This window comes from Sphingobium sp. FG11 (genome assembly GCF_057809915.1).
This window is the reverse complement of record NZ_JBMDKW010000021.1, coordinates 1-13,912: the sequence shown is the minus strand read 5'-3', so window position 1 is coordinate 13,912 and position 13,912 is coordinate 1. Positions and strand designations below refer to the sequence as shown.

Here is a 13,912-nt window from a genome sequence, read left to right as displayed (position 1 = left end):
GGGGGAATATGACCAAACTTCGCGACATTTTCGAGAAGCCTGTCGATCGCGCGATCGAAGGGGTCATCAAGGCTGACGACGAGGCCAGCCTCAGGATCGAGCTCGAAGAATATGTGATCACCAACGAGATCGAACGCCAGCTCGAGAAGTTTCTCGACGCGTACAATAATTATGAGACGGCCAATGGGGCCTGGATTTCGGGCTTCTTCGGATCGGGCAAATCGCACTTGCTGAAGATGCTAGCGCTCCTTCTGGAGAATCGCGACGTTGGCGGGACGTCTGCCTACGAGCTCTTCAAGCAGAAATGCGCCGACAACGAGATTCTGGCCGCCGACCTTCGCAAGGCTGTCGCGATCCCTTCGCGGAGCATCCTTTTTAACATCGACCAGAAGGCCGATGTGATCTCGAAGGAGCAGATCGACGCTCTGCTTTCGGTGTTCCAGAAAGTCTTCGACGAAATGTGCGGCTATTACGGGAAGCAGCCGCACATCGCACAGTTTGAGCGCGATCTTGACAGCCGAGGCGTTCTCCAAAAATTCCAAGCTGCGTACCAGGCCGTCGCAGGAAAGCCCTGGGAGCGGGGGCGCGAACAGGCCCTGCTGGAAAATGCGAACGTCGCCAAGGCCTATGCGGTGGCGACGGGAGCCGATCCGTCATCGGCCCAGGGAATCCTGACCCAGTACCGACAGGATTTCCGGTCATCGATCGAGGACTTTGCCGACAAGGTGAAGTCCTATATTGAGGCGCAGCAGGCGGGATTCAGGCTGAATTTCTTCGTCGATGAGGTCGGCCAGTTTATCGCCGACAACGTCAAGCTGATGACGAACCTGCAGACCATTGCGGAGAGCTTGAACACGAAGTGCCGTGGCCGCGCGTGGATCATTGTGACTGCCCAGCAGGACATGGGTGCAGTCATTGGCGACATGACACAGCGACAGGAGAACGATTTCTCCAAGATCCAGGCGCGCTTCGCGAACCGGATGCCGCTCAACAGCGCGGACGTGGCGGAGGTAATACAAAAGCGCCTGCTGAAAAAAACGGAGGCCGGCATTCTGTCCCTAACGGATCTCTATCATCACGAAGCCAACAACCTGAAGACGTTATTCGACTTCTCGGATGGCTCGATGCGTCTCGAAAATTTCCGGGACCGCGATCACTTCATACATAGCTACCCATTCGTCCCCTACCAGTATCCTCTCTTCCAACAGGCGATTCAGAATCTCTCGCAGCACAACGCCTTCGAGGGCAAACATAGCTCTGTCGGTGAGCGGTCGATGCTAGGCGTGTTCCAGGAGGTTGCGGTCATGCTCGCTGACATTTCAGTCGGCGGCGTCGCTACTTTCGACCAGATGTTCGAAGGGATACGAACGGCCCTCAAATCCAACGTCCAGCAATCGATCCTGATCGCTGAGAAAAATCTTGGTGACGAGTTCGCCACACGCGTTCTCAAGGCATTGTTCCTCGTCAAATACGTGAAGGGTTTTAAACCGACCGCGCGAAATATTTCGATCTTGATGCTCGGCCGGTTTGACGCGGATCTGGCCAAGCACAAGCGGCATGTTGAGGAAGCACTCAGCCTGCTTGAGCAGAACACCTATATTCAGCGCAACGGTGACCTCTTCGAATTCTTGACTGACGAGGAAAAGGATATCGAACAGGAAATCAAGGCGATCGAAGTCGATACTGCCGAGATCGCCAAGGAGCTCGAAAGCCTAATTTTCGATGGGGTCATCAAAAGCCGGAAGCTCCGACACGATGCCTCGTCACAGGACTATAGCTTCGCCCGCTATTTGGACGATCGACTGTTGGGCCGCGACTATGAGCTGGCCATAAACGTCGTCACACCGTTCCACGAGCAGAGCGGAAACGCCGAAGCGATTGCGATGCGCACCATGTCGCGCGACGAGCTGGCCGTTGTACTCAACGCCGATGTCCGCTTCGTCAGCGATCTGATGATGTTCAAGCGAACCGACAAATATGTGCGCCAGGCCCGCGCGGTGGCACAACAGCCAACCATAGAGCGGATCGTCCGCGAAAAGGGCGAGCAGAATAGCAGCCGCCAACGCGATTTGACGCTGCGAGCTCAAGGGCTTTTGGCGGACGCACGGCTATTCGTGCGTGGCGAGGAGATCGAGGTTCGGTCGGAGGATCCGCAAGCAAGGATCGAACGCGCATTCCAGACTCTCGTCAACAAGGTGAACGTCAATCTCGGCATGTTGCGTGGCATCGCCTATTCCGAGAACGATATTGCCAAGGCCCTGACGCATGGCAACGACGGCATGTTCGGCGGCGATGACACCAATCTGACGGAGGCCGAGCAAGAGATCCTGAATTATGCCCAGGCCAATGCTCGCACTGGCATTCGCACGACTATCAAGGCCATTCTCGAACGGTTCGAGCGCAAGCCCTACGGCTGGTCCTATGCCGCGATCCTGTCCACGACGGCTAGCCTGATCGGGCGCGGCAAGATCGAAGCGCGTCAGGATGGAAGCCCTCTGGAAGGCGAGCCGCTGCAACGCGGGCTTCAGAATTCCCACGCGCATGGCAACATCGTGGTGGAGCTACAGGTGGAATTCACCGCTGCGCAGACGCGCAAGCTAAAGGAGTTTTTTGGAGAGTTTTTCGACTCGCAGCCGGCCGGATCGGAAGGCAAGGCGCTGGGTCTCGAAGCGGCCGAGGCGTTCGCCGCGCTCAAGACTGAACTTGCGGTGCTGGAAGCGCAGTCGTCGCGCTATCCGTTTCTCGCCTCCCTGACCAAGGTGCAGGAGGCGGTGCGCGAAGTCACCGGCAAACCCTATGCATGGTACGTGCAGGACCTCGGTCGCCACGAGGAGCGCCTGCTCGATCTCAAGGAGGGCGTCCTTGATCCGGTTCGCCGCTTCATGGGCGGGTCGCAGAAAGCGATCTACGACGAAGCGCGCACCTACCTTGCTGATCAGGGCGCCAATTTCGGTTATGGCGGCGATGATCGAGCCGGTGCTATCCGAGCCGTTCTGGATGATCCAATCTGCTTCACGGGTAGTGCCATTCAGCAGATGAAGGGCTCCCTTGACGCCCTAAAGGTTGAGGTTGATGCCCGAATCATCGCTGAGCGCAGGGCGGCGCTCTCTGAAATTGAAGCGTTGAGGGAAAAGCTCCGGCCGCTTCCGGAATATTCGACCTTGGCTGAACCTGTGCGCCGAGAAATCGAGGCCGTTTTTGCGGGCATTCTTGAGACAATCCAGAGCAGCAGCCTTATCGCTGTGATCCGCGAGCGTGTGACGGGCTTTAAGTCGACGGTCTTCCCGGCGCTCCTGGGCCGCGTCACCACGCCGCCGCCACGGCCCACTGGTCCCGCCAGCAGCGAGGATAAGCAGGGGCGCGCGCCCGACAATCAAAGCCCACCCGCGCCGCCGCCTACTCAATACGTGGCAGCCACCGGGCTGCGGGTCGCGTACCCCAAGCCCTTCCTTGCTGATGAGCAGGACGTGGATGCGTATCTCCACACGTTGCGAGATACGCTTGTTGCAGAAATCCGCGCAGGCAAGCGGGTGACCGTCTGATGATTACCGGCGTCAAGATCGAGAACTTTACGGCGTTCGGGGATCTAGAGATCACGCTTTCTCCGCGAGTGAACGTCATCATAGGTTCCAACGGGACGGGCAAAACGCACCTGTTGAAGGCGATCTATGGCCTGGCGCTGACGGGCCTGCCGGCATCCGCCGATAGTTCCGCCAAGGAGGTAGCGGCCGACATATCAAGGAAGCTGCTGCGGCTCTTCTCTCCCGAGGAAAACAGGATAGGGGTCCTGCGAGCTAGCGGCGCAAATGAGCCTAGTCGGCTCAGCTTGGTGGGTAGTAATGGAACCCGAGTAGAAATCTCGTTCGGCAGCCGCTCCCAGGCCGTGCGGATCAGGTTGGACACCGGCGGCACGGGCCATGAACTGCAGCCCGTGTTCATTCCGACGAAGGAGGTGCTGTCTCTCATTCGTGGGATGCGCCACCCGGATCATGATCGTGCGACTGTCGAGATGATCTTCGACGACGGCTATATCGACATCGCGGAACTTCTCGTCCGTCCAGGTTTCGAAGACGAAGCCTCAAGCCTCGACGAGGACCCGAGGCTATCGAGTGTTGTCCGCGAATTGGTCGACCTCGTCGGCGGGCGGTATCGCTGGACCAGCGAAGGCGCTTTCCGTTTCGAGCCTGGCCGATACGAAGAGAAGGCCGATCCGGCACGGTCGAAGTCGAAGTCAGCGCAGGCTTACCAGGACTCGACTGTCACCCGCTTCGTGCCGAGAGGCGAGCAATCGCTATCAAGCGGCATGACCGCAGAGGGATACAGGAAAATCGGCGTGCTGCATCGACTGCTCTGCAACGGGTCGATCAGCCCCGGCGCTACTGGCGTTCTTCTTTGGGATGAACCGGAGGCAAACCTCAATCCGAAGCTGATGAAGAAGCTCGTGCAGGTTCTGCTGGAGTTGTCCCGCAACGGTCAGCAGATCGTCCTCGCTACGCACGACTACGTACTTCTAAAATGGCTGGACCTGCTGATCGACAAGGGAAAGGACGACCATGTCCGGTTTCACGCCCTCTATCGCGATCCAGTCTCTCAGAAGTTAGCGGTGGAGAGTGCCGACAGCTACTCGCTGATCTCAAAATCGGCGATCTCGGACACCTTTGCGGAGCTGTTCGATGAAGATATGGCGCGGGCTCTCGGCGGTGCCAAACCATGAAGGCTTACAAGGCTGAGGCGAATGCCGACTTGGAGTTCTTGTTCCCAGATGAGCTCGTTTGGGAGGAGTTGGACCGTCAGGGCGTTAAGTTACCGATACAAATGAAATTCGTCGATCTCGTTATCGAGAGAGACGAGGACGTTCTTTTGGTTGAGATCAAGGATCCATCCAACAAAAGGGCACCTGCTGAGGAGCGGCAGGCTTATTTCAAGCGGCTATCGGACAATTCGATCTTGACGCAGGAGCTGACGCCCAAGGCGCGCGGTTCATACACGTTTCTTCATCTGATGGAGCGCGATACAAAACCGTTGAAGTATATCGTGCTGCTAGGCCTCGACGCCTTCGATGGTGCGCAACAAAAGGCGCTTCTTACTGGTTTCAAGGATCGGCTGCTTGCCGACATTCGGTGCGAGACAGATAGGCCCTGGCGACGCCACCACATCGCGGATTGCGTCGTGCTTTCCGTAGACATCTGGAACAAGACCTTCGCCGACTGGCCCGTGACTCGGGTTCCTGCTGCGGCCGCAAATGAAGAGGCAGCCGCCTGATGGATACCTCTAAGCTCAAGAAGTTCGCACAGTTCGCGCGCCGTACCTTAATCGGTCAGGTGAGCGCCAAGCTGGACTCCGTGCTCGCTCCTGGCGCCGCGGCGCGCCGTGAGCATCCGGAGGCGATGAACAAGCTCGACGCGGCCATAGCGCGGGATGGCAAGGTGCAGGTGATCGAGCGGGTGGCCTATATTTGGTTCAACCGCTTTACGGCCTTGCGCTACATGGACGTCAACGACCTTAATCCCGTTCGCGTCATCTCGCCCTTGTCGGCCCAATTTCAGCCGGAAATTCTGGCTGAGGCCAAGGCCGGGAACATCGACGAAGACCGCATCCCCGAGAAGGTTCGCGCTCAGGCCCGTGCCCTGTTGGATGGACGAGCGCCCAGCTCTGATGCACAAGCCGAAGCCTATCGGCTGCTGCTCGTTGCGATCTGCAATGATTGGCATCGAGTCATGCCGTTCCTCTTTGAGCGGATCGACGACTACACCGAACTGCTGCTCCCCGAAGATCTCCTGTCTAACGCTTCCATCCTCGCCTATTTGCGCGAGGCGATGACACCGGACGTCTGCGAGGATGTCGAGGTCATCGGATGGCTCTATCAATTTTACATCTCCGAGAAGAAGGACGAGGTCTTCGCGGGGCTGAAGAAGAACGTGAAGATCACGGCCGAGAACATCCCGGCGGCCACCCAGCTATTCACCCCGCACTGGATTGTCCGCTACCTCGTCGAGAATTCGCTCGGTCGGCTTTGGATGCTGAATCGGCCTGCCTCCAGGCTGAAGGAGCGAATGGACTATTACATAGCGCCGGAGCAACCGGAGACAGACTTCCTGCGCATGTCGCGTCCGGAGGATATCAAAGTCTGCGACCCAGCGTGCGGGTCCGGACATATGCTGACTTACGCTTTCGACCTCCTCCACGCGATTTATGAGGAAGAGGGATATAACCCGCCCGAGATTCCGGCGCTGATCCTGAAGCACAACCTAACCGGGCTGGAGATCGATGATCGCGCGGGTGCTTTGGCAGCCTTCGCGCTGGCGATGAAGGCGGCAGCAAAACTCGGGCGGCGGCGGTTCCTGCGGATGGAGGTGAAACCCGAGATCGTCGTGTTGCAGAACGTGAGCTTTACGCTGACTGAGATGCGGGAAGTGGCTGCCGTGGTGGGGCACGACCTGTTTTCAGGCGAGCTGCGAGACACGTTGCTGCAATTCGAGGAGGCCAAAAACTTCGGCTCGCTGATCGTGCCGAAGCTGCCCGATCCGGCCGAGACGCTGCGTGTGGTCGAGGCGCGAGACTTCGCCGAGGATTTGCTCCTGAATGAGGTCCGCACTCGTGTTGCAGCCGCACTGCGCATGGCCGAGACGCTGACAGCTAAATACCACGTGGTAGTTGCCAATCCGCCATATGCAGGCACATCTGGATTGAATCCAATCCTGCAGGACTTTGCTAAACATAGCTTCCCATCAAGTAAATCCGACCTCTATGCGATGTTCATGGAGCGTGGGTTGTACCTTTGTGCAAGCCATGGAATGTTGGCGATGATTAATATGCAATCATGGATGTTTCTTGGAACTTACCAGAAGCTTCGAGTTGGTATGTGGGATCAAGCAGCTATCTTGAGTATGCTTCACATAGGAGAGCGCGGGTTCGATACAATTGGCGGGTCTGTTGTTTCCACTACTGCATTCGTGCTGAAGCGCGCGGCAAAAAGCAACATGGTGGGGACATTTATCAGGCTCGTCGATGGAAGATCTGAAGCCGAGAAATCGGAAATGGTCCTCGAAGCGATCAAAGATCCGAGTAGCAGCTATCGATATCAGTCTGGAACAGCCAACTTTAAGGCCATTCCAGGTGAGCCTGTGGCTTACTGGTTAAGCGAGCGCTTTCAGAAGGTATTCGCTGAAGCAAAGAGCGTATCCGATTATGCCGATCCGCGTGCTGGTCTGCAAACTAGCGACAACAATCGCTTTCTTAGGTTCTGGCAGGAAGTGGCGGTGCGAAAGATCGCGTACGGCTGCTCGTCACGTGAGGCTGCGGCTGCGACTGGTGCAAAGTGGTTTCCTTGCACTAAGGGTGGCGGATTCAGAAAATGGTATGGATTTAATGAGTATCTCGTAAACTGGGAAAACGATGGTCAGGAATTGTTTGAGTTTGCGGCAGGCCTTTACGGATCCCCGACTCGTATAATCAAGAATGCTAGCCGATACTTCGAGAGTGGTCTCACTTGGTCTAGCATAGCTCCTGTCTTCTCGATGAGGTTTTGCCCTGAAGGATTCATATTTGAAACTAAGGGATCGATGTGTTTTCCACATCACAGCGATGATGGCTTACCCCTACTTGCTCTAATGAATTCGAAGATCGTTGAGGAAGCCTTGAGGGTATTCAGTCCGACACTCGATTTTCATGAGGGGCCACTTGGTAAAGTACCTGCAGTTTTTGAAGACTTTCGAGCAGATGCCACCAGCACGTCAGAACAGGCCATTGAATTAGCGAAAGCCGACTGGAACGCTTTTGAGTACTCTTGGGACTTCACCACGCACCCGCTCCTTTTTCAGGTTTACCGCTCCGTATCGCTGAAATCCACCTACGCCTCTCTCCGCGCTCACTGGCAAGGTATGACAGATGAGATGAAGCGGCTGGAGGAAGAGAATAACCGCGTCTTCATCGACGCCTATGGCCTGCTAGATGAGTTAACCCCCGAGGTGCCAATCGAGGAAATCACTCTCACCTGTAACCCCGCCTATCGTTATGGCGTGAAGGGCTCCGAGGACGACCGCGAAACCCGCCTGCGCGCCGACACAATGGCCGAGTTCGTCTCGTATGCTGTGGGCTGCATGTTCGGCCGTTACAGCGTCGACGCGCCCGGCCTGGTGCTCGCTAGTCAAGGGGAGACGCTGGCTGACTATCTGGTCCGCGTGCCGGATCCATCCTTCATGCCGGATGAGGACAACGTCATCCCAGTGCTCGACGGTGAATGGTTCGCGGATGACGTCACCAACCGCTTCCGCCGGTTTCTTCGTGCTACTTTCGGCGAAGAGCGTTTCCAGGAAAACCTTGCCTTCGTCGAGGAGGCGCTGGGCAAGGATATCCGTAGGTATTTCACGCGCGACTTTTTCAATGATCATGTAAAGCGGTACAAGAAGCGGCCCATATACTGGTTGTTCTCCAGCCCTAAAGGCACGTTCAATGCGCTGATTTATATGCATCGCTACCGTCCAGACACGGTAAGCGTTTTGCTGAACGATTACCTGCGGGAGTTCCGGTCCAAGCTAGAGGCGCACCGGAGAGGGCAGGAGTCGCTGAGTATCAGCGGCGACGCGTCCCCGGCGCAGCGAACAAAGGCGCTGAAAGAGATCGAAGCGACCGGCAAGCAAATCGAGGAACTCGATGCGTGGGAGCGCGATGTTCTGTTCCCCTTGGCCACACAAAAGATCGAGATCGATCTCGATGATGGTGTGAAGTCCAACTATCCGAAGTTCGGTGCAGCATTGAAGCCCATTAAGGGCCTGAATGACGCCGACGACTGACCATGTTGGATCGTATCACCAAGAGCCTTGAAGGCCATTTCGACAAGCACCGGATCGTGTTTTGGTACGACCCCGCGCGCGAGTTCCGCGCTGCATTCGATGGCTTGGCACTTAGCCGTGTGACGAAAATCGAGCTCGTCAACACCGAGTTCGCTGTGAAGCACCGAATACTACGGCAATTCCCGAAGGACCAGTTTCTGCTCTACTGGGAGGGGCCGCGGCCAGGCGACATCGACAATTGGCTGCTCGACGTCGAGCTGGCGAATGTTGTGTTCAAGACCGATCAGGTGGCCATCTGGTTAAGCGATCTCGGCTTGCCGATTGGCTTCGAGGATCTAGTGCGCGAGCATCAGGAGTTTTTCCGTTCTAGCCGCCGAATGGAAAAATTGAAGACTGTGATCCGCGGGGATGACACAAAACCCGCCCTGCGCTTGAAGATGCTGGCCATCTGCACGGGCGCTGAAGGGGGCTTTGACACCGTTGTTGAAGGACTTCTGGCGGAGCTTGCGGAGGGTCGCGAGGATAGCCTCCGGGTGATTGGCCGCATCGGATTGGACGCCTTCCTCTGGGAACAGATGGCGCGGATCTTCGGTTATCGCGCCGAGCGGCCCAGCATCGGCGACTTCGCGATCGCCCTATTCAAATCCTGTTACCAGAGCGCCGTTGGCGGGGAGCCGATCCTGACCCCCGACGCCCTGGTGTTTTTCCGACGGTGGAAAAACAACCGCAATGCTGGCGAGGTCTTCGCCAAGCTGGCGGCCGACTATGCCGATGCCTTGGGTATCGCCGAGGATCTGGCCAAGCGGGATTTCCGCACGTTGATCGAGATCGACTATTTCGAGGAGGTCGATCGAGCGATTATCCGTGCGCTAGTTCATGAGGTCAGCGCCCAGACGGTCGCCCAGGCTGACGTTCTAAGCTGGGTTCGTCAGCGGCGGCAAAGCCATTGGTACGGGGCCTATCGCGATCTCTATGAGGCGATCGGTTTTGCTGCTGAATTCCAGCAGGCGATGGCGCAGGTAGCGCTTGGCATGACCAGCCTGGCTGAGGGCGTGCAACGATACGCGAAGAGCTGGTTCAGGATCGACCAGCTCTACCGGAAATTCATCTGGCACATGCAAAAGTCTGGACAAGCGACCCTGATGCGCGAGCTCTCGGAGCAGGTCGAGAACCATTACGTGAACAGCTATCTACTGCGCCTCAACGAGGCGTGGCAGACCCATGTGGACGTGGCGGAAACCTGGTCGGCCGAGCCTATCCCGGCACAGCGGGGCTTCTATCGCGAGCATGTTGGTGAGTTTCGGCGTCGTGATCAGAAGATTTGCGTCATCATCTCTGACGCACTCCGCTACGAAGTTGCCGAGGAGCTCCTCGGGCGTATTCGGAGCCTTGACCGCTACGAGGCGGTTATCGAGCCAGTGTTTGGCAGCCTGCCGAGCTACACCCAACTCGGCATGGCTTCGCTCCTGCCCAACGGCGACTTGCAGATCGCCGATAACGACACCGCCACCGTCCTGGTAGACGGCCAGAGCTCACAGGGCCTGGAAAACCGCAAGAAGATCCTGGCGGAAGGTCGCACAGGCGACAGGGCCACTGCCTTGAAAGCCGAGGAGCTTATGGGGCTGGACAAGGATCAGGCGCGGGCGCTCGTCCGAGACCACGATGTCATCTACATCTATCACAACCTGATCGACGCGATCGGCGACAAGCAGGTTTCGGAGGAGCGAGTCTTCGAGGCAGTGGAGGACACGATCGAGGAGATAGTGCGGCTGGTAAAAAAGCTCAACGGCGCCAACGCCGCCAACATGATCGTCACCGCCGACCACGGCTTCATTTATCAGCACCGGCCGATCGAGGAGAGCGACTTCTCCTCCGCTCAGGTGGAGGGCGACACGATCCTGTACCGGGATCGCCGGTTCATCCTCGGGCATGGATTGAAGGCCAACCATGGCCTGCGGCGCTTTACGCCAGAGCAGGCCAATCTTCAGGGTTCCGTGGAAGTGCTGATCCCGAAATCGATCAACCGGTTGCGCAGGCAGGGCTCGGGGAGCCGGTTCGTCCATGGCGGTGCGACGCTGCAGGAGATCGTCGTTCCCGTGGTCAAAATCAACAAGAAGCGTCAGAGCGACATTTCGGCGGTCGAGGTAGAAATCATTGGCAGCTCGAACCAGATGATCACCTCGAGCCAGATATCGGTGCGCTTCTATCAGGCGACTGCGGTTACTGAGAAAACCCAGTCGCGCCAGCTGCGGGCCGGGATCTACGCCCAATCGGGCGAGCTGATTTCCGATCGCCATGACTTGGTCTTCGACTTCCGCTCCGACAATCCCCGCGAGCGCGAAATTCCGGTCCGCTTCCTTCTGTCGCGCCAAGCCGACGCGTTCAATGATCAAGAGGTGATCCTGAAGCTCGAAGAGCGGCATGGCGAGACATCTCATTTTCGAGATTATCGCACGGCTCGATACCGACTGAAGCGCAGCTTCTCGAACGATTTCGACTTCTAAGGGGCGAGCGATGACCGCACTCGACAACAAGATCAACGAACGGTTTCCCGGCTTGGTGGTCCGCAAGGATCTGGTGAAGACCGTCAAGGGCAACGCCATCGTTCCTTCCTACGTGCTGGAATATCTGCTTGGGCAATATTGTGCCACGAGCGACGAAGCGTCGATCCAGTCGGGCATCGAGACGGTGAAGGAGATCCTGCGCAAACATTATGTCCACCGCAACGAGGCGGGCCTAATTCGCTCCAACATCCGCGAAAAGGGTCGTTGGAAGGTAATCGACCGGGTCAGCGTCGATCTAAACACCGACAAGGACGCCTATGAGGCGAGCTTCGCCAATCTTGGCATCAAGCACGTCATCATCGATTCCACTACAGTTAAAGCGCACCCCAAGCTGCTGGTGAGCGGCGTCTGGTGCATTGCCGACGTTGAATATGAGCATAGCGACGACAAGAACGTAGAGCCCTGGATCCTGGGCACCATCAAACCAATCCAACTCTCGCGCTTCGATCACGACGCCTATCTCGCCGCACGCGGGGGCTTCACCACCGAGGAGTGGATCGACCTCCTGTTCCAAACGGTCGGCTTCGATCCGGCGATGTTCGGCAGGCGCAGCAAGCTTCTCCAGCTTATGCGGCTAATCCCGTTCGTAGAGCGCAACTATAATCTGATCGAGCTCGGCCCCAAGGGAACGGGGAAGTCACATATCTTCTCCGAATTCTCGCCGCACGGCATCCTGATATCAGGTGGCGAGGTAACGGTACCTAAGCTGTTCGTGAACAACAGCTCGGGCAAGATCGGGCTCGTCGGTTATTGGGATACAGTCGCGTTCGACGAATTCGCAGGTCGCCAGAAGAAGGTCGATAAGGCGCTCGTCGATATCATGAAAAATTACATGGCGAACAAAACCTTTTCACGCGGCGTGGAGACGCTGGGCGCCGAGGCGTCGATGGTGTTCGTCGGTAACACCCGCCACACCGTGCCCTACATGCTCAAGCACAGCGATCTCTTTGAGGAGCTACCCGAAAAATATTACGACTCCGCGTTCATTGATCGCCTCCACGCGTATGTGCCAGGCTGGGAGATCGACGTGATCCGCGGCGAAATGTTCTCGTCCGGCTATGGCTTCGTGGTCGATTACCTCGCGGAAATCCTGCGCCACATGCGCAACGACGATTTCGCCAATCGCTATCAAGAGTTGTTCACGCTCTCGTCCGACATCTCGACCCGAGACCGAGATGGCGTGAACAAGAGTTTTTCGGGGCTGATGAAGCTACTGTTCCCGGCCGGCGGCGCGACCGAGGTCGAGACCGAGGAGATGCTGCGCCTGGCGATGGAGGGTCGCAAGCGCGTCAAGGACCAGCTCTACCGGATCGACAGCACCTATCCGGAGACAGCGTTCTCCTTCACCGCACGTGATGGCCGCTTGATTGAGGTGACAACGCTGGAAGAGACCGAGTACCCGGCACATTATCACAAACGTGCCGTCGGCGATGACCTAGGCGAAGAAGCCGATGCCACCGTCGTCTCTACGGCGGAGGCAATACCATCTTCAGCGCCCGCCGCTCCTGCCCCAACCATTGTTGGTCCCCGCGAAGGCCACCGTATCCTGGCGGAGAATCAGAAGGGTGTTACGTTCGGCGATCTTTTCTGGCCATGGTTGAACGGTGCGACCCGGATTGTGCTCACCGATCCGTATATCCGGATGTTCCATCAGATTCGGAATCTGATGGAACTCGTCGAAGCAATCGCTCAGCGGAAGCCCGCTGAAGATGAAGTCCAGCTACATCTGATCACCTGCCCGGACACACTCTATCCCGACAAACAACAGGCAAATCTCGTTGCGGTCGAGCAAGCTGCGGCGATTGCGGGCATTCGCTTTGATTGGGAATTTGATGGCACCGGCACCATCCATGCGCGCCATATAGTCAGCGATTCCGGCTGGAAAATCAGTCTCGATCGCGGCCTTGATATCTTCCAGAAATTTGAGATGGGGGATGCCTTTAATATCGCAAACAGGCTTCAAGCCTACAGGCCCGTCAAGTCGTTCGAGGTGACTTATTTGAAGCTAGGCGCGGGACAATAATATAATACCGCGCATCCAGGCTGAAATGCTGCTGGCATCCGATTAACGTAGCCCGCTCTGAATTGGCCAAGTTCCGGCAGATAGGTTTTTATGATCCAGATATTAGTAGAATGGACGCCGTCGCATCATCCTGGTGACGGTCTTGGCACAATCGAAAGTCACCTGGCGGCAGGACTGGATGAAGGACCCTTATTGGTTGTTGGGTGTGATCTTGGGCGGCGGCCCAGGGGCAGAGGTGATGCCCTGATCTTCGCAGACGTGAACAATTACCTGTCGCATCTCGCAATGTATGACGGCGAGCTAGCCGATGAACGATGGGTAGGGCTTGTGCGGGCATCGCGTGCGGATCAGGCTACCGCTATTGCAGCCCTTTTTCAGATCAAAGAACGGGTCACGCCAGCGAAAACATCAAAATTAACAATACGACCCGCCGGGCGCGAGCCACGGAAGGTCTTCGATTACGCCGTGCTGACCGGTCTGTAGCGCGACGATTACGGTGTCCGGTCGGCGTCAATTTTGATGGCCGATAGGTG

6 protein-coding genes are annotated in these 13,912 nt (G+C 57.2%); all 6 read left to right on the top strand.

The features are described 5' to 3' along the window. The first annotated feature begins 8 nt into the window (after window positions 1–8). Genes brxC through brxL form a run of 6 tightly spaced genes read left to right on the top strand, consistent with a single transcriptional unit; the run spans window position 9 to window position 13,379 of the window. Window positions 9–3,542 carry a BREX system P-loop protein BrxC gene (brxC, locus tag ACODSN_RS14805; protein ID WP_489056257.1) on the top strand — a complete coding sequence of 1,178 codons (3,534 nt, stop codon included), beginning with the start codon at window positions 9–11 and terminating at the stop codon, window positions 3,540–3,542. Further along, window positions 3,542–4,714 (top strand): AAA family ATPase, encoded by a 1,173-nt coding sequence (locus tag ACODSN_RS14800; RefSeq protein ID WP_489056256.1) that lies wholly within the window; start codon window positions 3,542–3,544, stop codon window positions 4,712–4,714. The genes brxC and ACODSN_RS14800 overlap by 1 nt, the downstream gene beginning before the upstream one ends. Then, the gene (locus ACODSN_RS14795; RefSeq protein WP_489056255.1) at window positions 4,711–5,262 is read left to right on the top strand and encodes a hypothetical protein; all 552 of its coding nucleotides are present in this window, start codon (window positions 4,711–4,713) and stop codon (window positions 5,260–5,262) included. The genes ACODSN_RS14800 and ACODSN_RS14795 overlap by 4 nt, the downstream gene beginning before the upstream one ends. Continuing rightward, window positions 5,262–8,792, top strand: coding sequence for a BREX-1 system adenine-specific DNA-methyltransferase PglX (gene pglX, locus ACODSN_RS14790; protein WP_489056254.1), 3,531 nt, complete (start codon window positions 5,262–5,264; stop codon window positions 8,790–8,792). Before ACODSN_RS14795 ends, pglX begins: the two co-directional genes overlap by 1 nt. Window positions 8,793–8,794: 2 nt before the next feature. Beyond that, entirely contained in the window at window positions 8,795–11,296 is a 2,502-nt protein-coding gene (pglZ, locus tag ACODSN_RS14785) for a BREX-1 system phosphatase PglZ type A (RefSeq protein WP_489056253.1), read from the top strand. Window positions 11,297–11,306: 10 nt separating this feature from the next. After that, a complete protein-coding gene (gene brxL, locus ACODSN_RS14780; RefSeq protein WP_489056252.1) occupies window positions 11,307–13,379 on the top strand; it encodes a BREX system Lon protease-like protein BrxL in 2,073 nt (690 codons plus the stop codon). The last annotated feature ends 533 nt before the right edge of the window (window positions 13,380–13,912 follow it).